We start from the raw sequence: 23,109 nt of genomic DNA, 5'->3' as shown, positions 1-23,109 counted from the left end.
GTCGCGGTCACCTTTCGTGGGTGGGGCTGGTGAGGCGCAGCGGGGCGAGCCGCTTGGCGCCGATCGCGGCCCGCAGTGCGGGGTCGCTGACCCCGAGGCCCGGTTCGGGGGCGAGGGCGAGCACGCCGACCTTGCCGAGGTGGCGGTTGGTCTGCACGAGCCGGGCGGCCTCACCGACCTCGGCGAGCGGGTAGACCTGCGACAGGGCCGGCACGATCCGGCCGAGCTGCACGAGCCGGTTGAACTCGGCCATCTCCTGGAGATTGGCGATGTGGCTTCCGACGATCCGCTTGAGGTTCATCCACAGGTAGCGGTTGTCGTACTCGTGCTGGAACCCGGTGCTGGAGCCGCAGGTGACGACCACTCCGCCGCGGCGCACCACGAACACCGAGAGCCCGAAGGTGGCCCGTCCGACGTAGTCGAAGACGACGTGCGGGTCCTCGCCCACCGCCGCGCGGATCGCCCGACCCAGGCGCTTGCCCAGCTCGATGGTGCGCTCGGGCGTCAGCGGGTCCGCGCTGTCCAGGCCCAGCTCGGCGCGGTCGATCACCACGTCGCAGCCCAGAGCGCGCAGCAGTTGGGCCTTCTCCGGCGAACTGACGACGCCGACCGGAATGCCGCCGCCGTTCTTCACCAGCTGCACCGCGTAGGCACCCAGGCCGCCGGTGGCGCCCCAGATCAGCACGATGTCGCCCTGCTTGATCCGGGCGCCGTGCTCACCGACCAGCATCCGGTAGGCGGTGCCGCCGCAGAGCGGGATGGAGGCGGCCTCCTCCCAGGTCAAGTGCTCGGGCTTGGGCAGGAGTTGGCTCGACCGGGCCACCGTGTAGTGGGCCAGCGCGCCGAAGTTGGTCTCGAAGCCCCAGGCGCGCTGCTCGCCGCTCATCATGCCGTCGCCGTGCGCCGCGGGGTCCTGGTCGTCCACGTGGGCGGGGCTCACCACGACCCGGTCGCCCACCTTCCAGCGGCGCACGCCGACCCCGGCTCGGACGATCACGCCGGCCGCGTCGGAGCCGACCACGTGGTGCGGCAGGTCGTGGCGGGCGGCGAAGCCCCCCTGGCGGCCGTACCGGCGCAGGAAGTCGAAGGTGGGGACGGGCTCGAACATCGCCGACCACACGGTGTTGTAGTTGATCGAGCTGGCCATGACCGCGACCAGCACCTCGTCCGGGGCGAGTTCCGGCATCGGCACCCGGCCGACGTGCAGGGACTTGCGGACGTCCTTGTCGTCCGTGCCCCGGAACATCCCGACGTCCTCGGCGCGGATGTGGGCCGCCAGGTAGTCCTGCGGGAGCGGCTCCCGCTCCAGCTGCTCGGGCGGGGCGCCGGCCAGCACGGCTGCACTCAGAGAGTCCACGGAGATTCTCCTGTTTCTGGGTCAGATCCGCGGCGGGGTGGCCCGGAAGCGGTCGAAGACCTGGCGGTAGTGGGTGATCTCCTCGGGGGTGAAGAACCCCGGCAGCATCTCGTCGGCGTAGGGCAGCTCGCCGTAGGGCATGGTGGAGAGCTTGTCGTGGAACTGGTAGTCCGCGGTGATGCGTCCGGACTCGTCCAGCACCAGGACGTCGCTGCCGAGCATGTCGGTCTCGCCGTCGGCGACGCCCAGCATGGCCCAGCCGAAGCGCACCAGGTTGTGGTGGCCGAGCGCGTTGTTCTGCGACCGGAAGTGGAATCCCCGGGGAATGTAGATGGCGTGCGCCATGGTCACTTGCTTGAATATCGCATCGTGCCCGACGAACGGATCCTGATTGAACATGGAATAGACGGCGTCGGGGGCGAACAGGTCCTCGACCGCCTTTCGGCGGACATTGTCGTCCGGCTCGTTCCACAGGCCGATCCAGCGTTCTACGAGCGCATTCCGTCCGAGCATGGATTTCCGCCTCCTGTCTGGTGCCACTGTGTGTCCACTATCGCAACGGGCCATGACGGGCCCCTGACGCTTCCCTGACTGGACGGCGGGTCCGGAAACGCGAAAAAGGGCCGCACGCGAAATCGCGTGCGGCCCTCGGTGGATCGGATCAGCGGTCGACGAACTGGTGGTCGCTCTTGATCAGGCCGTCCTGGTCGAGGACGATGAAGTCGAAACCGACCGAAACCGCCTCCTTCGAGGCGAGGTGGACCATCTCCCAGTTGAACCGCACCGAGTTGTGGTGGCCGTTCGCGTTGGGGACGGCCCGGAAGACGTACTCCCCGGGCCTGACCCAGGTGTCGAAGGCCTTGGTGATCCGGACGTCCAGCTCGGCGTGCCCCCGCACCTCCTGAGAGGGGGTGTAGTGCACCGAGTCCGCGGCGAACAGGGCGGCGATGCCCTTGCGGCGCAGCTCCGCGTCCGGCTCGTTCCACACCGCGATGTAGCGCTCGGCGAAGGCGTTCAGGTCGTTCAGGTCGCTCATGTCGTGTTGTTCCTCTTCCTCGTTTACTTGGCGCCCGGGGTCTTCGGCAGGGCCTGGACCACCAGGCCGAGCAGCACGCTGATGCCGAGGACGTAGTACAGGCAGGCGGTGAAGGCGTGCGGGTAGGCGTCGGCCCCCGTGGTGTGGGCCAGCACGTTGTAGAAGATCAGCCCGATCAGTGCCACACCGAGACCGTTGCCGACCTGGAGGCCGGTGGTGAGCACACCGGCGGCGGAGCCGGCGTTCTTGGGGGTGACCCGGGAGAGCACGGTCGAGGCCAGTGGCGCCACGGCCAGACCCATCCCGGCGCCGTCCAGGAACAGTCCGGGGACCAGCCAGATGATGTTGCCGGTGGTGCCGATCTGGGTGACGGTGACGATCTGCAGGATCAGGGCGACGATGCGGATCGCGCAGCCCAGCGCGATGGTCTGCCGGCCGAGCTTGGCGGCGACGAAGCGCGCCGTCAGCGAGGTGATGATGTAGCCGAGTCCGAGCCCGCCGAAGACCAGCCCGGAGTTCAGCGGCTCCAGGCCGCGGCCCTTCTGCAGGTAGAGCGCCAGGACCAGGAAGTAGGACGCCATGCTGGTCCAGAAGGTCAGCTGGGCGACCAGGCCGGCGGTGAAGGCCCGCTCACGGAACAGGCTGAAGTCGACCGAGGGCGCGGCCCCGGAGGCACGGACCCGGTTCTGCTGCCGAGCGAAGATCACGAACAGCGGAACCGCCGCGACCAGGCAGATCCAGCTCCACAGCGGCCAGCCCTGCTGCCGGCCCTCGATCAGCGGCACGCAGACCGCCGCCAGCGCCAGCGTCACCAGGATCATCCCGACCAGGTCCAGCTTCGGGCGGCCCGGGGCCTTGGACTCGGGGACGTACTTCAGCGCGAGCGCCGCCGCGGCCAGGCCGATCGGGAGGTTGATCAGGAAGCAGCCGCGCCACTCCAGGTGGAACACGTTGGTCTTGATCAGGATGCCGCCGATCAGCTGGCCGAACACCGCCGCGAAGCCGGAGGTCGCGCCGTACCAGTTGATCGCGCGGGCCCGGGCCTCGCCGATGTAGACGGTGGTGAAGATGGCCAGGACCTGCGGCGCCATCAGGGCGGCGGACGCGCCCTGCACCATGCGGAAGGCGAGCAGGGCGCCGGGGTTGGGTGCCAGGCCGCAGGCGGCCGAGGCGATGGTGAAGATGGTCATCGCCAGCGCGAACATCCGCCGGCGTCCGAACAGGTCGCCCAGTCGGCCACCGGTGATCATCCCGACGCCGTACATCAGTGCGTAGCTGGCGACGATCAGCTGGATCTGCGCCTCACTGGCGTGCAGGTCGGCCTGCATCGAGGGAATGGCGACGTTGACGATGAAGAAGTCCAGGCCGCTGAGGAACACGCCGACCAGAACGATCGGTAGTGCGGCCCAGTGCGGCGCCGACGGTGCCGCTGCTTGTGGAGTCGTAGCGCCCGAGGACGTGCCCGGGCTGGTACTCGTGGTCATGGGGGTACTCCTGATCGATCAGGCTGTGCCGCCTGGTTCCTAACGACCGAGGACTCGGTACAGCCAATCTGGCCGCCATGACGTAGGAGGGTCAATTACGTCCGAGGTAGTGGCCACCCATGGCGCGGACGGCTTCCGCGGTCTGCGCGTCGGCCGGGAAGAACGATTCGATGACCAGTTCGGCCACGGTGATGTCACGTGGCGTGCCGAACGTGGCGAGTGTGCCGAAGAACGACAATTCCAGGTCCCCGCGCCGCAGTTGCAGCGGGATGCAGATGTCTCCCGCCCCCGGCACGTCGACCTCGGGCTCGTCCTGCTCGCAGGGGTATTCCAGGAGTTCCTCGTAGAGCGGCCGCAGCCGGATGTCGGCGGCCGCGCGCCGGCGCAGTCGGCCCAGCAACTTCGCGCGCCACACACCGTGGTTGATGATCCGGGGGGCCATGCCGTCCGGGTGCAGCACCAGGCGCAGCGCGTTCACCGGCGGCTCCAGCAGCTCGGCGGAGACCCCTTCGGTGAACAGCGCGAAGCTGGCGTTGGTGTCGACCAGGTTCCAGTCGCCGTCGACGACCAGCGCGGGGTACGGATCGTGGCCGTGCAGGATCTGCCGGACGGCATCGAGCACCGGGCTCATCACGGGCTCTGCCAAAGGGGTTTCGGCATACACGGGGGCGTAACCGGCCGCGAGCAGCAGGGGGTTGCGGTCGCGCATGGGGACGTCCAGCTGCTCGGCCAGGCGCAGCACCATGGCCCGGCTGGGCTTGGCCCGGCCGGTCTCCAGGAAGCTGACATGCCGGGCCGACACCCCTGCCTGCAGGGCGAGTTCGAGCTGGCTCAGTCGGCGCCGCTCACGCCACTCCCGCAGCAGCGGGCCCACCTGGGACTGCACGCGGGGCTCCGACACGGTCATCCGCGGCACTCTCTCCCCCTGAGTGAGACGACTTCTGCCGTCAAGTATGGCAGCTCGACGGCCGGAACGGGCCGCCGAGCTGTCACAGCGTCAGATTGTCGCGGGGTCGGATCCTCACGAACTCGGCGTGAGGTCGGGGCGGATCGGGTCGCGCAGTTCGCGGCGCAGCACCTTCCCGGTGGGGTTGCGCGGCAGGCTCTCCACGAACTCGTACTTCGTCGGGATCTTGAAGTCGGCGATCCGGCCGCGCAGCGCCACCATGATCTCGCGTCCGGTCAGTTCGTGCCCCGGGCGCAGCACCACGACGGCCTTGGCGATCTCGCCCCAGCGCTCGTCGGTGACGCCGACGACCGCGACGTCCGCCACCGCCGGGGCGGCGGCGCGGACGGCGTTCTCGACCTCGACGGGGTAGATGTTCTGCCCGGCCACGATGATCATGTCGTTGATCCGGTCGCAGACGAAGAGGTAGCCGTCCTCGTCGAGGTAGCCGGCGTCCGGCATGTCCAGCCAACCGTCGTGCAGGACCTGCTCGGTGGCCTTCGGGTTGCCCCAGTACTCCACGAAGTGCGCGGGGCTGCGGACCGAGATCTGGCCGATCTCGCCCTGCGGCAGCGGGCGTCCCTCGCCGTCCAGGATCCGCACCTCGTTGCCGGGGCAGACCCGGCCCGCCGACATGGCCTTGGGCCCGCCCGGCACGTGCTCGGCCGAGGTGAGGCAGGTGACCACGCTCCCGGTCTCCGCCGAGGCGTACATCTGCGCGAGCTCGCAGCCGAACTCGGCGATGAAGCGGCGCATCAGCAGGGCCGGCATGGGCGCGCCGCCGTAGGTGACCTTGCGCAGCGAGGCGAAGGCCTCCGGGCCGGCAGCGGGTTCGTCGAGCATCATCTGCAGCATGGCGGGGGCGCAGAAGGTGGTGGTGACCCGGTGCTCCCTGATCAGCCGGACCGCCTCCTCGGGGATGAACATCGGCATCACCACGTTGGTGGACCCGGCGACCAGGCCGAACATGAACCAGGCCATCCCGCCGGAGTGCAGACCGGGGAAGGTGACCAGCGCGACGTCCTGCGGCAGCCAGTCGATCCAGTCGAGGCCGGCCCGCGCCATGTTCGCCTGGAAGGTGAAGTAGGTGCGGTGGGCCAGCACCACGCCCTTGGGCAGCCCGGTGGTGCCGCTGGTGTACATCTGCAGGATGGCGTCGTCGGTGTGGGCCGCGAGCTCGGGATCGGTGTCCGAGGCGCCCGCCTTCCAGGCCAGGAACCCGGCCACCGGGCCCTCGGCCGCGTCCAGTTGGACGATCTCGGCGAGCCCGGGCAGCTCCTCCCGGATCCGGTCCACGGCTGCCCGGAACCTGGACTCCACGAAGAGCAGCCGGGCACCCGAGTCGCGCAGCACATGGTCGATCTCGCGTGCGGTGAGCCGCCAGTTGATCGGGACCAGCACCACCCCGGCCTTCAGCGCCCCGAGGACGATGTCGTAGTAGTGCTCGGACTCCCGGCCGAGATAGGCGACCCGGGTGCCGGGAGTCAGCCCGGCGGCGCGCAGCGCCTGGGCGGTGCGGTTGCTCGCCCGGTGCAGCTGGGCGTACGTCACCTGGCGGCCCTCGCAGATGATCGCGGGGTGCTCAGGCCGCTCGGCGGCGTGCCGGCGCAGCCTCGCGGTGATGGTGGCGCTGTCCTGAATGGCCATCGGGAACTTCCTCACCCTTCTGTTCGATTTCCTTGAGCCGGAGCCGGACCGCCTCGTTGAGCAGCGTCAGCAGGTCGCCGACGCTGCAGACCATGGCGTCCACCGCTATCTCCGCACCGGGGTACCCGGCACCGGAGCGTCTGCCTGGGCCTGCCACTGGCTCTGGACGTCCCTGGTCTCCACACCGGCGAGCAGCGCGTAGCGCTCCGGGCGGGCGGCGCGCAGCCAGTACGCGTAGCCGACGCCGCCGACCGCGCAGGCCAGCACCAGCCACGGCAGCGCGGCGACCACGGGGTTCCTGGTGCCGGTCATGGTGTCGAAGTTGACCACCACCAGGACGGTGGCTGCGGCCAGGCCGGCGAAGCCCAGCGCCGGTGCGAGCGCGGTGCGCCACCAGTGCCCGTCGGACCGCCGCCGGAAGAAGCCGATGACGGAGAGGCAGGCCAGCGCCTGGAGCACGACGATGCCCAGGGTGCCCACGCCGAGCATGCTGGTGGTCAGCCCCAGGTAGGGGTCGAGGCCGGCGACGGCGAAGGCGGCCGCCATCACCAGGCTGAACACGGTCTGGGTGATGCTCGCCCGGTGCGGAGCGGCGTGGCGCGGGTGCACGGCGTCCAGCCAGCGCGGCAGTACCCGCTCGCGACCGAGCACGAACATGTAGCGGTTGGCCGCGTTGTGCAGGGCCAGCCAGCCGGCGAACAGGCTGAGGCAGAGCAGGATCTGCATGACCGTGGTGAGCGCACTGGTGAGGTAGTCGTCGCTGAGCCGGAAGAAGAGGTCGCCGAGCTCGTTGGTGGCCACCGCCTGCACCTTGTCGGGCCCGATCGCGCCGACCGCGACCCAGCTGATGAAGCCGTAGAAGAGCGCGATCAGCGAGACCGCGATGTAGGTCGCGCGGGGGACGCTGCGCTCGGGGTCGCGGGCCTCCTCGCCGTAGAGGGCGGCCGACTCGATGCCGATGAAGGAGATGAAGGCGAACATCACCGACACCCCGGTGCCGGCGCCGGTGAGGGTGTGCGGCGCGAACGAGGTGCTGGGCAGCACCGAGCTGCCGTGCCGCAGCAGGATCGCCCCGGCGAGCAGCAGCAGGATGCCCACCTCGCAGCTCATGGCCACGGACAGCACCTTGGCGCTGACGTCGATCTGCCGGTATCCCAGCACGCCGACCGCCAGCAGGCCCAGTGCCGCCCAGACCTCCCAGGGCCAGCTCAACCCGTGGGAGGCAGCGACCAGTTGGGCGAAGTAGGCAAAGGCGCCGAGCAGGCCGACCGAGGCGGTGTTGTACGCCACGACGGCGATCAGCCCGCCGCCGACGGCCGGTGGCCGGCCCAGGCCGCTGGAGATGTAGGTGTAGAAGCCGCCGGCGTTGACGATCCGTCGGCTGATCGCCGCATAGCCGACGCAGAAGCAGATCAGGGTGAGCCCGGCGAACACGAACATGGCCGGAACGCCGGCGCCGTTGCCCAGTGCGAAGGCGAGCGGCACCGTGCAGACCATGGCGGCCAGGGGCGCGGCTGCGGCGATGATCAAAAAGACGATCTTCGGAGTGGTGAGGCTGCGGGACAGCCGCCCGTCCGAGGGCGGCGACGATGACTCGCTCATGCTTCCTCCAGAGCAGGAGGGCGCGGCCGGACAGCGTCCGGCCGCGCCGGGATGGTCAGGGCGCCCCGGTCAGGACGCCTTGGTCAGGCGGGTCTCCAGCAGGCCGACGATGGCGTCCAGACGCCCCACCTCGGCCAGTTCGTCGTCGGTGACGCTCGCACCGAACTCCGCCAACTGCATGGAGAGTTCGACCAGGTCGAGTGAGTCGAGGCCGAGTTCCTCCAACGTCACCTCGTCGTGGAAGTCCTCCTCGGCAACCTGGAAGGAGGAGATCAGGATCTGCTTGATGTCTTGGTACACGCTGTCTCCCAGTGGTCGGGTGTGATGTGGTCAGCCGAGCAGGGCCGGTACGTCCGGCCAGACGACGGTGGTCGCGCCCCAGGTCACCCCGCCGCCGAAGGCGGCGATCAGGGTGCGGTCGCCGGGCCGCAGCCGGCCGGACGCGACCGACTCGGCGAGCAGCAGCGGCACCGAGGCGGCGGCGGTGTTGCCCACCCGGTCGATGTTCGCCAGCCGCCGCTCGCCCGCCGGGATGCCGAGCCGATCGGCGACGGCGTTGACGATGCGGGCGTTGGCCTGGTGCGCGGCGAAGCGGTCGACCTGCTCGGGCAGCCAGCCGGCCCGCTCCAGCGCGGTGCGCGCCACCGCGGTGGTGCGCTCCACGGCGTGCCGGTAGGTGTCGGAGCCGTTCATCCGGAAGAAGTGGTCCTCCGGCGGCGGGGGGACGGTCGAGTTGCGGGTCCGTGCGCCGCCGGCCGGGATCTGGATCAGATCGCTCTGAGTGCCGTCGCTGCCCAGCAGCAGCGGCCCGATCGCCCCGGGCTCCTGCGGATCGCCGGCCCGCAGCACGACCGCTGCCGCGCCGTCGCCGAAGATGGCGGCGGTGGTCCGGTCCCGCGGGTCGAGGATCGAGGTGAACGTCTCCGCGCCGATCAGCAGCACCCGCTCGGCCATCCCGGCCGCGATCAGCCCGACGGAGGCGCCCAGCCCGTACAGGAAACTGGTGCACACCGCCGAGATGTCGAAGGCCGGCACGTCCACCAGGCCCAGCCGGGAGGCCACTTCGGGCGCGGTGGCGGGGCAGAGCCGGTCGGGGGTGGTGGTGCCGAGCACCACCGCGTCGACCCCGATCCCGCCGGCCGCCTTCAGGGCGAGTTCACCGGCCGCGACCGCGAGGTCCCCGGTGGAGGTGCCGGGGTCGACCCGGTACCGGGTGCTGATCCCGGTGCGGGAGCGGATCCACTCGTCCGAGGTGTCCAGGTAGGCGGCGAGATCGTCGTTGGTCACCTGCTGCGGAGGCAGCCACGCACCGAGTCCGGCGATGACGCTCGCGCGACGGCCGCTGGCCGTGTCGGTCATCCCCCGCTCCTCAGACGATCCGCATGACGGCCGGGTCGATGCCCATATACGCGAACCGGCTGTCCGCCATCTGGTCGGTCCAGCGCTCGGCCAGCGCGTAGCGCTCCTCCGGCGTGGTGTCCAGCAGCCGGCGGCCCGGGAACACCTCGTACTCCTGGATCAGCGCGGCGTGCTGGCGCATGCCGGCCTGGAAGAGCTCCTCGCGCTCCAGCACGTAGCGGCGGTCCGGGATGCCCTCCCAGAGCTTGCGTCCGCGCTCCAGGATGTCCATCAGCCGCGGCCGGTACTCGGGGTGCTTCAGCAGGTGGTCGCGGACGATGGTGCTGCCCACCGACAGGTGCCGGATCTCGTCGATCGAGGCGCCGCGCGCGATCGCGCCGGCCGCCGGGTCCAGCACGTTCCACTTGCGCTCGCTGAGCTCGGCGGCCGGCGCCAGCACACCCTCGATGACGATGGTGAACACGGCCACGCCGCCGATGAAGTCGCCCTCGTCCCGCACCGCGCGCAGCGCGAAGTCGAGGATCGGGTCCACCACCTCGCGGGTGTAGTCGGCGGAGACCCGCTCGATGACGGCGGGCAGTTCGGCCTCCGGCACCGCGAGCTCCAGCAGGTGCTTGCGGAAGACCATGGCGTGCCGCGCCTCGTCGATCAGCTGGGTGGCGAAGAACTCCAGCTCGGGCGCGCCCGGGGCGGCGGCCACGTAGTGCGCCAGCACCTTGGTGGCCTCGGTCTCGGCGACCGAACGGCAGGCCAACTCCATGACCAGCGCGTCCCGCAGGGGGCCGGGTTCGCGCATGTGGTCCGGGGTGGGCTCCGCCGCGCTGTGGCCCGTCTCCACCCGGCCGAGCAGTGTGCCCTGGGCGACGCCGCGCAGCCAGTACGCCAGGTCGCACTGCTCGGGAGTGAGGTTCAGGTTCATCGCACCGTCGAGCAGGCCCGGCGCGGTGTCCCAACCGGTCTCGACAGGAATCTCGGTGGTCATCAGCAGTCCTCTTCTGTGTGGCGCCAGTCGGGTGGCGCTAGTCCAGGGCGACGGCGGCGGCCGTGGTCAGGCTGCGGCTCCGGCGCCGCCGTACGACGTCGCGCAGTTCGGCGCTGTACAGGGCGCCCTGATGGCTGATCAGCGGGCTGCCGGAGCCCGAGCGGCCGCGCACCACCTCGGCGAGCAGCAGGTCGTCGTGGTCTCCGATCGGGATCCGGTTCAGGACCCGGCAGATCAGCTGGGCGGGCGCCTGGCGCAGCAGCGGCAGTCCGGTCTGCGGGTCGGGCTCCCAGTCGAGCGGCTCGAACTGGGCCAGGCCCCGGGGCCGTTCGGGATCGGCGAACCAGTCCGCCACCATGGCCTGCCGCCCGGCGAGCACGTTCACCGCGAACCAGCCGCTGCGCCAGGCCAGTTCCGACAGTTCGGAGCCCTGGCGCAGTCCGGCCGCGACGGTCATCGGGTCGCGCGAGACCAGGCTGGTCGAGCTGATCGTCGAGCCGTGCATCCGGCCCTCGTGGCAACTGGTCAGCACGGTCACGCCGGTGGTCAGCCGCAGGACGGCGGCGCGCAGGCCGTCCGGGTCGCTCACCGCTGCCCGGCCGCGAGGGCGGCCTCAGCGGTCGCCCGCTGCTGCTGGCGGTGCCGGTAGCGCAGTTCGCCCGCCAGCCGGGTGTAGGCCGGGTTGGGCTCGGGCTCGAAGGCCAGCGTGAAGGGCTTGTAGAAGTTCCCGAACACCCCCCGGTCGGCGAACAGGTGCAGCGGCAGCACCAGCAGCGCCCATTCCGGCCCGTGGACCAGCATCCAGATCCCGGCCACGGCCATCTGGGTGATCAGGCTGTGCATGATGTTGTAGGCGATGTAGTAGCCCTTCGGCACCCGGTGGTCCGGGCTGCGCCGGTAGGCGATCGCCCCCGGGATGTAGCCGATCAGGTCGATGTAGACGAACAGGACGACCGCCGGGATCCAGCGGACCTGTCCGATGTGCGCGATCAGCAGACCGGCCACGACCACCAGACCGACCAGGTACTCGGCCCGATGGAGGCGGTAGGTGTTGGGCGTCTCGAACGGGTTGGCCATGTCCATGGTCCGGCTCCTCAGCTCGGGGTGGTCGCGCCGTCGGCGGTCGGCACCAGTTCCAGGTCGCCGGCCAGTCGGACGCGCTCGTGCAGGCCGACCACCGCCCAGGCCACGGTTTCCTTGATCACTCGCTCCGCGATCGGGTCGAGGATGCCCTCCAGGCTCTCGATGCCGAAGTCGAAGTCGCACTCGAAGTGCACCTCGGTGTCCGCGCCCTGCTGGACCAGTGCCCAGTGGCCGGTGAAGGTGTCGAAGTCGCCCTCGGTCTGCTCGAACTCGATCCGCAGCCGGTCCTTGAGGAAGCGCTCGGTCTCCGACCACTGCAGCAGGCCGCTGCGGAACAGCAGCTCCCAGCTGGACGCGCCGGTGGCGCTGGGCCGGGTCTCGGTGACCTCCGTCGCCTGCACGTGCGGGGAGAGTTCGACGTAGCGCTTGAACTGCGCCACGTTCTCGAAGACGGTGCCGGCGTCCGTGTCGAACACCACCGCGTCCAGGATGACCTTGCGCATCTCAGTGACCGCCTTCCGGCATACGGGCGCGCTGGTCCAGGACGTCGCGCGTGGCCTTGTCGAAGGAATCGAGGAGGAAGTTCACATCGCCGTCGGTGAGGACGGCCGGCGGGGTGAGCCGGGCCACCGCGCTGCCGTTCATCGAGTGGTTGCCGACCACGCCGTGGTTGAACAGCTCGATCAGCAGCTCGCCGGCCAGACCGGCCTCGACCAGCTCGATGCCGATCAGCAGGCCCTGGCCGCGCACCTCCTTCACCAGACCGGGGAGGTTCTGGTGGGCGATCCGGTTGAGCTCGGGGAGCAGCCGGTCACCGAGCTCGGCGGCCCGGCTGACCAGCTTCTCCTCCTTGATCGCGGCGATCGCGCCCTGCACCGCGGCCATCAGGACCGGCGCGCCGGTGAAGGTCCCGGTGTGCAGGTAGGGGTCCTTGTCGAACGGCGAGAAGGTCTTGCGGTTCGCCAGCGCGGCGGAGACCGGCATCACGCCGCCGCCCAGCGCCTTGCCCGCCAGCAGCACGTCCGGGGTGATCCCGTACAGGTCGGCGCCCCACCACTCGCCGAGCCGGCCCATGCCGGTCTGCACCTCGTCGAGGATCAGGAAGTCGTCGTACGTGCGCACCAGGCGTTCGACGCCCTGCAGGTAGCCGGGCGGCGGCAGGATCACTCCGCCCTCGCCCTGCACCGGCTCCACGATCACCGCGGTCTCGCCCGGGTGCAGGCGCAGCACCTCCTCCAGGGCGTCCAGGTCGCCGAACGGGACGTGGGTGACGTCCTGGAGCAGCGGGCGGAACGGCTTCTGGTAGACCTCCTTGGCGGTCGCCGAGAGGGCGCCCAGGGTCTTGCCGTGGTAGCCCATGTGCATCGAGACCAGGCGCTTCTTGCCGTTGGCCCGGGCCAGCTTCAGCCCGGTCTCCACCGCCTCGGCGCCGGAGAGCGCGAAGTGGATGCGGTTGAGGTGCCCGGGGACGACCGAGGACAGCGCCTCGGCGGCCCGGCCGACGGTGGGCTCCAGCAGGATGCGGGTGGCGATCGGGTGGGTCTCCAGCTGGCGGCGGACCAGCTCCATCACCCGCGGGTGCCGCGCGCCCATCAGGAACACGCCGTAGCCGCTGCAGTTGAGGTACTCCTTGCCGTCGCTGGTGCGCAGCCAGGCGCCGGAGGACTCGACCTCCATGTGGCTGCCGAACAGCTCCGCCACCGTGGCGCGGCCCTTGCTCAGGTGCTTGCGGTAGAGGGCGAGGATCTCGGACTCGGTGTCGGCCGACTGCTCGGCCGCCACGTGTGTGGTCATGCTTGCCCCTCCTCGGGCTGGAACAACGGAATATGACGAATCGTCAGGAAAGGAGAAGCGGGCCGCCGGCGGCGTGGTCGACCAGCGCCTCCGCGGTGCTGCTCCGGGACGGCGGGTGGAAGGCGAGCGGGCGCACCGCCGAGGACAGGTAGGCGATCTCGGAGGAGCGGATGAAGGCGATGCCGCCGAGCAGTTCGACGGCCAGCTCGCTGACCGCGGCCAGCGCCTTCTGGACGGCGAACCTGGTCACCAGCACAGCAGCGACCGCCTCGTCGCCCGAGACGCCCTCGTCCACCGCGCGGGCCATTCCCTCGGTGAGCGCCACCGCCGACTCCAACTGGACGACCAGGGCGGCGCGGTCGCTCACACTGCCGCGCCTGTTCTCCAGCACCCGCTCGGTCAGCTCGGCCGCCACCCCGACGTACGCCGAGGTCACCAGCAGCTCGAACCAGACGAAGGCGGCCGTCTGGAGGTCGTCTAGGCGCCCCGGGTCGTCGGGGGTGGCCCGGATCACCAGGTGGTCCGGGACGAAGACGTTCTCCAGGCGCACCTCGTCGCTCTGCGCGGCGGCGAGGATGTCGGTGCCCCAGAACGGGTGCCGCGACACTCCGTCGGCGTCGGCCGGCACGAGCAGGATGACCAGCTGCGAGTTCCCGTTCTCGTCGGGGAGGAACGCGCTGGCGGTGAGCAGGTTCATGGAGTTCGAGAGGCTGCACGGCTTCTTGGCGCCGTTCACCAGGAAGCCGCCGTCGGTGCGGGTGGCCACCACGGTCGGGGCGAGGATGTTCTGCTCGGTCCGGCCCTCCGCCCAGCCCGAGGCCAGCAGTTGTCCGTCCGGGGCGATCCGCGACAGCAGCTCGATCTGCGCCTCGGTGGGCGCGCCGACCCGGTCGGCCAGCGCGAAGAGCATGGCGGCGGTGAAGTTGTGCATGGTCGCGCCGGCCGCCAGCGACGGGGAGTAGGAGCCGATCGCCCGGGTGACCCGGACCGCCTCCAGCGCGCAGACGCCGAGGCCGCCGTAGCTGGTCGGCACCAGCAGCGCCGGGCCGCCGTGTGTGCGGAACAGGTCGATCACGGGGCTGCCGGGGGCCTCCCGCTCGGCCAGCGGCAGGTCGGCCAGTTTCTTGATGAGCCCTGGGTGGTTGCGCTCGCAGGCGTCGCGCGCCACGTCGAGGGACCGCATGGGGGTACTCCTTCGGTCGGTCGTCTGTCAGTCCGTCAGTCCGTCAGTCCGCCAGGCCCTCGAACATCGCCACCCGCGGGGAGACCCCGGTGCCGATGCTGACCCCCTGCACGTGGGAGGTCTTGAGCATGGGGTAGTTGCCCTCGCCGAACGCGCCGCCGGTCATCCCGGTGCCGCCGTGGGTGGGGACCACCGGCAGGAAGCCGATGTGCGAGTCGTTGATCTTCAGCAGGCCCGAGTTGCGCACCCGGGTGACGTACCGGTCGATCACCTCGCGGGAGCCGGCCCACAGCGAGTTGCGCAGGCCGTACGCGTTGGCGTTGACGAAGTCGATGATCTGCTCCAGCAGCACGTCGTCGGGCGTCGGTGCGGGGACCACGACCGGCAGCAGCGGGAAGAAGGTCTCCTCGCGGACCATCTGGTAGTTCTGCGACTCGGCCAGGCCGTCCACCCGCACCACGGTCGGCTCCAGGAACTGCCCCGCCTGCGAGGGCGAGCCGTCCAGTTCCACCCGGTGGCCGCCGGCGATCAACTGCCCGCCCTGCTCGGTGGCCTGCTTCAGCAGGTTGAAGAAGCGCTCGCTGCGGCGGACCGGGGAGAGCAGCACCTCGGGGTCGTCCGGGTAGCCGGGCTTGACGGCCTCCGCGGCGACCTTGAGCGCCGCGATCAGCTCGTCGGCGATCTCGGGGTGCACCACCACGCAGTTGGGCACCATGCAGATCTGCCCGGAGCCGTAGAACGACTCGGTGATCGCCTCCACCGCCGACGGGATGTCGGCGTCCTTCCAGACCACCAGGCTGTCGTTGCCCGCGAGTTCGAGGATGGGCTTCTTGCCGCGGGCCACGCACTCCTGCTCGAAGCGCAGGCCGGCGTCGCTGGCGCCGAAGTAGATGATGTCGTTGACCCGGGGGTCGTCCAACCAGTGGTCGATGATCTTCTGCGGAGTCCCGCAGACGATGTTCAGCGTCCCGGCGGGCGCCCCCATCTCCTCCAGCAGCGGGACGGCGAGCTCGCGCAGGATGTAGAGGGTGCTCAGCGCGATGCTGCGCGGCGCGCGGACCACCACCGCGTTGCCGGCCATCAACGCCAGTACCGCGAGGCCCGAGTTGGGCACGGGGGCGTTCTGCGGCGGGTTGATGGCCACCACGCCGTCCGCCTGGCGGCGCACGATCAGCTTGCGGCCGCGGTACTCCCGCTCGGCGTACATCTGCTGCTCGTACCAGGCGAGGCTCTCGTCGCTGTAGGCCTGGATCAGGCAGGTCAACTCCCAGCGCGCCAGCGTGATCGGGTGCGCCTCGGCGACCATGATCTCAAGGATGGTGTCCTGGTGCTCGATCAGCTTCTGGCGGTAGCGGGCGCCGAGTTGCAGGCGCTCCGCGAGCGGGACGGCGGACCAGGCGTCCACGGCGCCGGCGGCCGCCTCGGTGGCCGCGGTGACGTCGTCCATGCCGATCACCGCGCAGCGGCCCACCACATAGGGGTGCTGCGCCGCGGCGGACCGCGGATCGGGGTCCTTCTCCAGGGCCCGCTTCAGGCTCACACTGGTGAACACGTCCTCAAGCAGGGATTTCGAGCTGACCGTGTAGACCCAGCTGATTCCCTCGATGTCCTTGCCGCCGACATACGATGGATAACTGAGCAGGGGCTTGCTGCGCATTTCCAGAACCGGATTCGCGCTGCCAGGGATTTCACGCACTGCCACGATCCCTCTCTCTTGCGCCGAGAATCATTTTCCCGCCTCCCGGAGCTTGCCAGGGCCGCCCTGATCAGCCGCTGACACGGGACTGACCGCAGCGGCGCCACTGACCTCCCGTTGACGTCGCGCTGACAGGTCGGAGGTATTGTCCGGAATTCCCTTGTCGGTGCCTTGCGGGGCCGTTCGACGCATGCCATAGTCGCCATTCCGTACCCGGTCCCAGAGCGAGGGGCAGATATGACTGGCAATGCGGTCTCATTCGATTCCGTGCGGCACGCGATCGAGGAGTACTCGGAATCCGACAATCCCAGCTCGTTCCTGGCGGTCAGCCTGGGGAACTCCTACTTCACGCTCCCCGGCCGCCCGGGAGTCGTGGTCTACCGCAGCGCCGGGCCGTACTTCGTCCAGTTCGGCGGCCCGTTCGCCCCGGACGAGTCCTACCGTGAACTGCTCACCGCCTTCCTGGAGTTCGCGAAGAGCGAGGGACGGCAGGTGGTCTCGGTGCAGTTGCAGGAGCGGGACGCCCGGATCTACACCGAGCACGGCTTCACGGTGAACCAGATCGGCGCCTCCTACGCCGTCGACCTGGACACCTTCTCGTTGCAGGGCACGCGGTTCATGCAGCTGCGCAACAAGATCTCCCGGGCCTTCCGCAACGGCCTGACCGTCGTCGAGGCCGACTACGACGAGTGGCAGCACGCGATCGAGGACATCGACCGGCTCTGGCTCCCGCTCAAGGGCGAGGGCGCAAAGGAGTTGGAGTTCCTGGTCGGCCAGTGCGGCGGCCCGGGGCAGAAGTACCGCCGGCTGTTCCTCGGCCTGGTGGACGGGGTGCCGGCCGGCTACATCCTCTACTCGCCGGTGCACGGCAGCCGTCCCGGCTGGATGCACGACCTGTCACGCCGGCGGCCCGACCTCTCGCCCGGTGTCATGGAGGCCATCAACAAGACCGCCATCGACACGTTCCGGGAGGAGGGCGAGCACTGGCTGCACTTCGGCTTCACGCCCTTCACCAGCCTGGACGAGAAGGTGGAGATGCCCGGAAGCAGCCCCGCCTTCCGCTGGTTCATGCACTTCCTGTGGGAGCACGGCAAGGACGTCTACCCCGCCGCCACCCAGCTGGCCTACAAGGAGAAGTGGAACCAGAGCCTGGTGCTCACCGAGTACGTGGCCTTCCAGGGACCCGCCAGCGTCAACGCGTTCGTCCACATCTTCCGCGCCGCAGGGGCGCTGTAGCCAGAGAGGGGAGCAGCCATGAGCGCAAGCGTCTCCAGCATCCAGGAGGAGATCGTCGCCCGGTTCACCGAGCTGTGCGGCAATCCCGACGACGCGGCCGTCGCCGCTGCCGTCGACCGGGCGCTGCACGACCTGGACGCCCTGCTGGCGGCCGAAGGGAGTTGAGCGCGCCGGGAGGGGCAGGTCCGCGGACCTGCCCCTCCCGCGTGTGCGGGCGTTATCGGCCGAGCGCGAGGGCCGAGACGTTCAGGCTGGTGTCGCGCTCCAGGATGGCGCGCTCGTACTCCTGCATCGCGGGCGTCGGTTCCAGGCCGAACTCGTCGGTGAGCCGCTTCCAGAGCTCGCGGTACACGACCAGCGCCTCGGTCTGCCGGCCGCAGCGGTACAGCGCGGTGATGAGCTGCTGCCAGAAGCGCTCGTGGAACGGGTACTTGGTCAGCAGCTGGCGTAACTCGGGTACCAGTAAGGCATGGTGACCGACCTGGAGCTCCAGGTCGAAGAGCAGCTCCAGGGCGCAGAGGCGCAACTCCTCGTAGCGCACCGCCGCCGCCTCGAAGATCGGCCCGCCTCCCACACCGCCGAGCACCGGCCCGCGCCACTCGTCCAGGCAGGACCGCAGCTCCTGGACCGCGACCTCGGGGGCGTAGTCCCGCGACTCCCGGATCCGCTCCAGGTTGCGGCTGAACACCTCGCTGTCCAACTCCTCAGGCGCGACCAGCAGTTGGTACCCCGAGGTGTGGGTCACCAGTCGCGGCGCGGCGCGGTCCGGCTCCAGGGTGGCCAACCTGCTTCTGAGTCTGCTGACATGGGCTTGCAGGGCGTTCTCCACGCGGTCGGGCTGAGTGTCCGGCCACAGCTCGCCGATGAGGTCGTCGGTCATGACGAGCTGACCCGAGTTGATCAGGAGGGTCAGCAGCAGGCGACTCTGCAGCGCCCCCCGGAGCCTGACGCTCCGCTCTTCGGTCTGGATCTCGAGTACCCCAAGAATACGGATATACAACACATTTCCCCCGTCGAAGTGGTAACCACGACTGTGCCCGGCTGTAACTGACTGCCGTAGGTCTCGATCCGGTCGATCGTGGAGCCGGTTCCCTCCCATTGGTTCACTGGGCAGCAATCGAATACCTTCTCGTAACGCTGACATCCTAAGGCTGCCTGGCTCCACTGATGAGGCGCTGACACGCTCCTGACGGAGCGTCGGATCGGCCAGGAGTGTCAGTGGGAGCGCCGCTGCGCGGCGGCTGCGCGGCGCCTCAGCGCGTCGGCCGTCGCGGCGTCCGCGGGGAGGAAGGCCTGGACGCTGATCTCGTCCGAGGTGACGTCCAACGGCAGCGCGAAGGTCATCTCGACGTTCACCAGGGCGAGTTCCTCGCCCTCGCGGTTGATCCGGAGCAGCGAGAAGCGCCGGGGCGGCGTGGCGGGCGGCGGGTGCGGCCCGGGGTGGTAGGCGCAGAGCTCCTGGTAGAGGGCTGCCAGGTCCTGGTCCTGGGTCTCCTCGGCCTTGCGCAGGACCCGGCCGAGCAGGTCTCCGGCCCACTCGGCGCTGTTGACGGTCCACCGCGCGAGGCAGTCCGGGTGCACGCTGGTGCGCAGCACGTTGATCTGCGGGAAGCGCAGCGCCTGCGGCACCGCGTCGGTGATCAGGCCGGCGGCCTCGTTGGCGGCGACCAGGTTCCACATCCGGTCCACCGCCATCGCCGGGCAGTCACCGTAGCCGCGCAGCACGTGGTCGAGCATCGCCCGCAGCCCGGCCATCCGGGGTTCCTGGACGGCGGTCTCCGCATACGGCGCGGGGTGTCCGGCGCTTGTCAGCAGTTCGTTGCAGGTGCGCAGCGGGAGGTCGAGCTGCTCCGCCAGTCGCATCAGGGTGTCCCGGTCCGGCAGCCATTGGCCGGTCTCCAGGCGTTCCAGGTCGGGCACCGAGATGCCGACCCGGGCGGCGAGTTCGGCTCGGCCGACTCCGCGACGGTTCCGCAGCCGGACCACCAGCCGCCCGGTCCCGGGCTCGCGCGCGGCATCGCCGTCCGACTGCATCGTGCCCAGCCCTCACTCGTGCGGCACCCGATGTTCCCCCGTGGGTTGTTGCGATCCACTATCTGCCGCGGCCCGGCGGGTGTCGATTACCCAGGAGGTAAGCCGGTCGGTCGCCGCCGGCGCACCCGAAGAGGTCGTCGTCCGCACACACGAAGACTGCGGCGCCCGCAGGAGCGGACGCCGCAGTCTCACCGGCGGAGAGGGCAGGATTCGAACCTGCGCGGGCCACAAGGACCCTCCCGGAGATCCGGAACCCGTTCGGCCGCTTCGGGTACCTCTCCCGTGCGGCACCGCGAGCATGCCCGCTGCTCCCGGTGCCGCCTTCCTTCTGGACTCCATCCTGCCGTGCCCCGATGACCTCGCTCTGACGCCTTGCTGACGGCTTCGGTCAGGCCAGGACGGGGGCGATGGCGCGGGCCGCTTCGGGGCCGTAGGCGGCTTCGAGGGCGGCGAGCAGGGTGGCCGGGGTGAGGGTGTACTCCTGGGGGCCCACGGTTTCCAGGGCCCTGGTGGCCAGCACGCAACCGAGGCGGGCCGCGTCCTGGGCGGGGAGCCGGTGGCTGATGCCGGCGAGGAAGCCCGCGCGGAACGCGTCGCCGACGCCGGTGGGTTCGACGACGGCGCCGGTGGGGACGGCCGGGATCCGCAGCGGGTCCTGGTCGTGGTGTTCGATGCGGACGCCGTCCGCGCCGAGGGTGGTGACCCAGGCCCCGACCCGGGCCAGCACGTCCGCCCGTTCCCAGTCGGCCCGTTCCAGCAGCAGGGCCGACTCGTACGCGTTGGTGAACAGCCAGTCGGCCCCCTCCACCAGGTCGCGCACCTCCGCCTTGTCGAGGCGGGCGAGCTGCTGGGAGGGGTCGGCGGCGAACGGGATGCCCAGCTCGCGGCAGTCCGCGGTGTGCCGCAGCATCGCGGCGGGGTCGTTCGGTGAGACGAGGACCAGGTCGAGCGGTCCCGCGTGCTCGACCACCTGGTGGAGGCTGATCTCGCGCGCTTCCGACATCGCCCCCGCGTAGAAGGAGGCGATCTGGTTCATGTCCTCGTCGGTGGTGCACATGAAGCGGGCGGTCTGCCGCAGGGCGGAGACGTGCACTTCGTCGGTGTTGACGCCGTGCTCGGTGAGCCAGCTGCGGTACTCGGCGAAGTCGCTTCCCACCGCCCCGACGAGCAGGGGGTCGAGGCCGAGGCTGCCGAGGCCGAAGGCGATGTTGGCCGCCACTCCGCCTCGGCGGACTTCCAGGTCGTCGACCAGGAAGGAGAGCGAGACCTTGTCCAGTTGGTCCGTGATCAGTTGCTCGGTGAACCGTCCGGGGAAGTTCATCAGATGATCGGTGGCGATGGATCCGGTGACCGCGATGCGCACGCGTTCGCTCCTGTTCGGCTTCGGGGGCTGATCAGAGACCGGCGGCCTTCTTCAGCTGCTCGGCGCGGTCGGTGCGCTCCCAGGTGAAGTCGGCGTCCTCGCGGCCGAAGTGGCCGTAGGCGGCGGTCTTGGCGTAGATCGGGCGCAGCAGGTCCAGGTCGCGGATGATGGCGGCCGGGCGCAGGTCGAAGACCTCGGTGACGGCCTTCTGGATGTCCAGGACCGGGACGGCCTCGGTGCCGAAGGTCTCCACGAACAGGCCGACCGGCTCGGCCTTGCCGATCGCGTACGCGACCTGCACCTCGGCGCGCCGGGCCAGGCCCGCGGCGACGATGGTCTTGGCGACCCAGCGCATCGCGTAGGCGGCCGAGCGGTCGACCTTGGACGGGTCCTTGCCGGAGAAGGCGCCGCCGCCGTGGCGGGCCATGCCGCCGTAGGTGTCGATGATGATCTTGCGGCCGGTCAGCCCGGCGTCGCCCATCGGGCCGCCGACCTCGAAGCGGCCGGTCGGGTTGACCAGCAGCCGGTAGTCGGAGGTGTCGATCGAAAGGCCGGCGAGCTCCGGCTCCACGACGAACTCGCGGATGTCGGGCGCGAGCAGCGTGTCGAGGTCGATGTCCGAGGCGTGCTGCGAGGAGACCACCACGGTGTCCAGGCGGACCGCCTTGTCGCCGTCGTACTCGATGGTGACCTGGGTCTTGCCGTCGGGGCGCAGGTACGGGATGGTCCCGTTCTTGCGGACCTCGGAGAGCCGGCGGGCGAGGCGGTGGGCCAGCGTGATCGGCAGCGGCATCAGCTCGGGGGTCTCGTCGCTGGCGTAGCCGAACATCAGGCCCTGGTCGCCGGCGCCCTGCTTGTCGAGGTCGTCCTCAACACCCTCGACGCGCGACTCGTACGCGGTGTCGACGCCCTGCGCGATGTCCGGGGACTGCGCGCCGATGGAGACCGAGACGCCGCAGGAGGCGCCGTCGAAGCCCTTCTTCGAGCTGTCGTAGCCGATCTCCAGGATCTTCTGCCGGACGAGCTGCGCGATCGGCGCGTACGCCTTCGTGGTCACCTCGCCGGCGATGTGCACCAGGCCGGTGGTGATCAGCGTCTCCACGGCGACGCGCGAGGTCGGGTCCTCGCTCAGCAGGGCGTCGAGGATGGTGTCGCTGATCTGGTCGGCGATCTTGTCGGGGTGTCCCTCGGTGACGGATTCCGAGGTGAACAGGCGGCGGGACATCGGTTCTCCTGGCGACTGGAGTGCGACTGGGACGGTGGTCAGTTGGCGTTGCGCGACTGCGGCTCGGCGACGAGGAGCTGGGTGTCCAGCGGCAGGCCGTGGACGGCGGTGAGGTCGAAGCCGGCCTGCTCCAGCAGGTCGCGGTACTGCGAGGTGGTGCGCTCGGTGCCGCCGGCGATGGTCAGCATGTGGACGTCGAACCACGCGGCCAGCGAGGCGGAGCCGTCGTCGGGGATGACCCGCTCGACGATCAGCAGCGCGCCGTCGTTCGGCATCGCCTCGCGGATCCGCGCCAGCACGTCCACGCACCTGGCGTCGTCGCGGCCGTGCAGGACCCGGGAGAGCAGGTAGACGTCGCCGCCGGCGGGGACCTTCTCGTAGTAGTCGCCCCAGGCGTAGTCGACGCGGTCGCCGACGCTGGTGGCCGCCAGCTCGGTGCGGGCCGCCTCGACCACGTGCTGGGCGTCGAAGAGGATGCCGCGCGCCTCGGGGTGGGCGCGGAGCACGGTGGCGAGCAGTGCGCCGTTGCCGCCCGCGATGTCCACCACGGTGCGGGCCCGGCTGAAGTCGTGCAGCACGGGGATCGGCTCGAAGAAGGCCGAGCTCGCGGCCATCGCGCGGTCGAACTTGGCGGTCAGCTCGGGGGACTGGGCGAAGTACGGGTACATCGGCGCGCCGTGCAGCGCTTCGAATCCGTTCTGCCCGGTCCGCACGGTGTGCAGCAGGTTCCCCCAGCCCGCGTAGAACTCCTCGCCGTAGAGCAGGGCGAGGTCGCGCATCGAGCCCTGCTCCTCGGTGCGCAGCTCGGCGCCGGCCTCGGTGGTCCGGTAGGCGCCCTCGGCGTCGGCGGTGACGATGCCGAGCTCGGAGAGGAAGCGCAGCAGGCGGGCCAGCGACGGCTCGTCGGCGGCGGTGCGGGCGGCCAGTTCGGTGGCGGTCAGCGGGCCGGTCGCCAGGTGGTCGGCGAGCTCCAACTTGGCGGCGACGTAGACGGCCTGGGAGGCCCAGTAGCCGGTCATCAGATCCAGGACCCGGCGTGCGGGGGCGTTCTCGCTCATTGCTGCTCTCTCTCTTCGGGTAGG

At 70.3% G+C, this 23,109-nt stretch carries 24 protein-coding genes and 1 tRNA gene; 2 read left to right on the top strand and 23 right to left on the bottom strand.

What is annotated here, in order from left to right:
* Positions 1-7: 7 nt before the first annotated feature.
* From ccrA to P3T37_RS24120, 17 genes are all read right to left on the bottom strand, one after another.
* Positions 8-1,357 (bottom strand): crotonyl-CoA carboxylase/reductase, encoded by a 1,350-nt coding sequence (gene ccrA / locus P3T37_RS24200; RefSeq protein WP_280725920.1) that lies wholly within the window; start codon positions 1,355-1,357, stop codon positions 8-10.
* 21 nt (positions 1,358-1,378) lie between these two features.
* The gene (locus tag P3T37_RS24195) at positions 1,379-1,870 is read right to left on the bottom strand and encodes a nuclear transport factor 2 family protein (RefSeq protein ID WP_280725919.1); all 492 of its coding nucleotides are present in this window, start codon (positions 1,868-1,870) and stop codon (positions 1,379-1,381) included.
* Positions 1,871-2,018: 148 nt separating this feature from the next.
* Entirely contained in the window at positions 2,019-2,393 is a 375-nt protein-coding gene (locus P3T37_RS24190) for a nuclear transport factor 2 family protein (RefSeq protein WP_280725918.1), read from the bottom strand.
* Positions 2,394-2,416: 23 nt separating this feature from the next.
* A complete protein-coding gene (locus P3T37_RS24185) occupies positions 2,417-3,877 on the bottom strand; it encodes an MFS transporter (RefSeq protein WP_280725917.1) in 1,461 nt (486 codons plus the stop codon).
* 91 nt (positions 3,878-3,968) lie between these two features.
* A complete protein-coding gene (locus P3T37_RS24180) occupies positions 3,969-4,784 on the bottom strand; it encodes a helix-turn-helix transcriptional regulator (RefSeq protein ID WP_280725916.1) in 816 nt (271 codons plus the stop codon).
* Positions 4,785-4,898: 114 nt separating this feature from the next.
* The gene (locus P3T37_RS24175) at positions 4,899-6,470 is read right to left on the bottom strand and encodes a long-chain-fatty-acid--CoA ligase (protein ID WP_280725915.1); all 1,572 of its coding nucleotides are present in this window, start codon (positions 6,468-6,470) and stop codon (positions 4,899-4,901) included.
* A complete protein-coding gene (locus tag P3T37_RS24170; RefSeq protein ID WP_280725914.1) occupies positions 6,406-6,573 on the bottom strand; it encodes a hypothetical protein in 168 nt (55 codons plus the stop codon). Before P3T37_RS24170 ends, P3T37_RS24175 begins: the two co-directional genes overlap by 65 nt.
* A gap of 2 nt (positions 6,574-6,575) precedes the next feature.
* Positions 6,576-8,072, bottom strand: a complete 1,497-nt coding sequence (locus P3T37_RS24165) for an APC family permease (RefSeq protein ID WP_280725913.1) — start codon at positions 8,070-8,072, stop codon at positions 6,576-6,578.
* 69 nt (positions 8,073-8,141) lie between these two features.
* A complete protein-coding gene (locus P3T37_RS24160) occupies positions 8,142-8,372 on the bottom strand; it encodes an acyl carrier protein (RefSeq protein ID WP_280725912.1) in 231 nt (76 codons plus the stop codon).
* 30 nt (positions 8,373-8,402) lie between these two features.
* The gene (locus P3T37_RS24155) at positions 8,403-9,431 is read right to left on the bottom strand and encodes a beta-ketoacyl-ACP synthase III (protein WP_280725911.1); all 1,029 of its coding nucleotides are present in this window, start codon (positions 9,429-9,431) and stop codon (positions 8,403-8,405) included.
* Between the two features lie 10 nt (positions 9,432-9,441).
* Entirely contained in the window at positions 9,442-10,413 is a 972-nt protein-coding gene (locus P3T37_RS24150; protein WP_280725910.1) for a VlmB-like protein, read from the bottom strand.
* 37 nt (positions 10,414-10,450) lie between these two features.
* Complete coding sequence (locus tag P3T37_RS24145; protein ID WP_280725909.1) at positions 10,451-11,002, bottom strand: flavin reductase family protein; 552 nt, start codon at positions 11,000-11,002, stop codon at positions 10,451-10,453.
* A complete protein-coding gene (locus P3T37_RS24140; RefSeq protein WP_280725908.1) occupies positions 10,999-11,496 on the bottom strand; it encodes a hypothetical protein in 498 nt (165 codons plus the stop codon). The genes P3T37_RS24145 and P3T37_RS24140 overlap by 4 nt, the downstream gene beginning before the upstream one ends.
* 11 nt (positions 11,497-11,507) lie before the next feature.
* Positions 11,508-11,999 (bottom strand): SRPBCC family protein, encoded by a 492-nt coding sequence (locus P3T37_RS24135; RefSeq protein ID WP_280725907.1) that lies wholly within the window; start codon positions 11,997-11,999, stop codon positions 11,508-11,510.
* 1 nt (position 12,000) lies between these two features.
* On the bottom strand, positions 12,001-13,290 hold the full coding sequence (locus tag P3T37_RS24130; protein WP_280725906.1) for an aminotransferase class III-fold pyridoxal phosphate-dependent enzyme: 1,290 nt from the start codon (positions 13,288-13,290) through the stop codon (positions 12,001-12,003).
* Positions 13,291-13,333: 43 nt separating this feature from the next.
* Positions 13,334-14,473 (bottom strand): acyl-CoA dehydrogenase family protein, encoded by a 1,140-nt coding sequence (locus P3T37_RS24125; RefSeq protein WP_280725905.1) that lies wholly within the window; start codon positions 14,471-14,473, stop codon positions 13,334-13,336.
* A gap of 43 nt (positions 14,474-14,516) precedes the next feature.
* The gene (locus P3T37_RS24120; protein ID WP_280725904.1) at positions 14,517-16,130 is read right to left on the bottom strand and encodes an aldehyde dehydrogenase; all 1,614 of its coding nucleotides are present in this window, start codon (positions 16,128-16,130) and stop codon (positions 14,517-14,519) included.
* 276 nt (positions 16,131-16,406) lie between these two features.
* On the opposite strand from P3T37_RS24120, the gene P3T37_RS24115 reads away from it, so the two are divergent.
* Together P3T37_RS24115 and P3T37_RS24110 are read left to right on the top strand one after the other, a co-directional pair.
* Positions 16,407-17,405 (top strand): DUF2156 domain-containing protein, encoded by a 999-nt coding sequence (locus tag P3T37_RS24115; protein WP_280725903.1) that lies wholly within the window; start codon positions 16,407-16,409, stop codon positions 17,403-17,405.
* Between the two features lie 18 nt (positions 17,406-17,423).
* Positions 17,424-17,570, top strand: a complete 147-nt coding sequence (locus P3T37_RS24110; protein ID WP_280725902.1) for a hypothetical protein — start codon at positions 17,424-17,426, stop codon at positions 17,568-17,570.
* A 52-nt stretch (positions 17,571-17,622) separates the two neighbouring features.
* Here P3T37_RS24110 and P3T37_RS24105 read toward each other — a convergent pair whose 3' ends face one another.
* The 6 genes from P3T37_RS24105 to P3T37_RS24080 form a co-directional block, all read right to left on the bottom strand.
* Positions 17,623-18,504, bottom strand: a complete 882-nt coding sequence (locus tag P3T37_RS24105; protein ID WP_280725935.1) for an AfsR/SARP family transcriptional regulator — start codon at positions 18,502-18,504, stop codon at positions 17,623-17,625.
* A gap of 116 nt (positions 18,505-18,620) precedes the next feature.
* Positions 18,621-19,439 (bottom strand): helix-turn-helix domain-containing protein, encoded by an 819-nt coding sequence (locus P3T37_RS24100; RefSeq protein ID WP_280725901.1) that lies wholly within the window; start codon positions 19,437-19,439, stop codon positions 18,621-18,623.
* Positions 19,440-19,634: 195 nt separating this feature from the next.
* A tRNA-OTHER gene (locus P3T37_RS24095) sits at positions 19,635-19,720 on the bottom strand.
* A gap of 107 nt (positions 19,721-19,827) precedes the next feature.
* Positions 19,828-20,802 carry a carbohydrate kinase family protein gene (locus P3T37_RS24090; RefSeq protein ID WP_280725900.1) on the bottom strand — a complete coding sequence of 325 codons (975 nt, stop codon included), beginning with the start codon at positions 20,800-20,802 and terminating at the stop codon, positions 19,828-19,830.
* Positions 20,803-20,833: 31 nt separating this feature from the next.
* Positions 20,834-22,027, bottom strand: coding sequence for a methionine adenosyltransferase (gene metK, locus P3T37_RS24085; protein WP_280725899.1), 1,194 nt, complete (start codon positions 22,025-22,027; stop codon positions 20,834-20,836).
* 38 nt (positions 22,028-22,065) lie between these two features.
* A complete protein-coding gene (locus tag P3T37_RS24080) occupies positions 22,066-23,085 on the bottom strand; it encodes a methyltransferase (RefSeq protein ID WP_280725898.1) in 1,020 nt (339 codons plus the stop codon).
* Positions 23,086-23,109 lie beyond the last annotated feature (24 nt).

The sequence above is a fragment of the Kitasatospora sp. MAA4 genome (assembly GCF_029893355.1).
Taxonomy (GTDB): domain Bacteria; phylum Actinomycetota; class Actinomycetes; order Streptomycetales; family Streptomycetaceae; genus Kitasatospora.
This window is presented reverse-complemented; position numbering and strand designations above follow the sequence as displayed.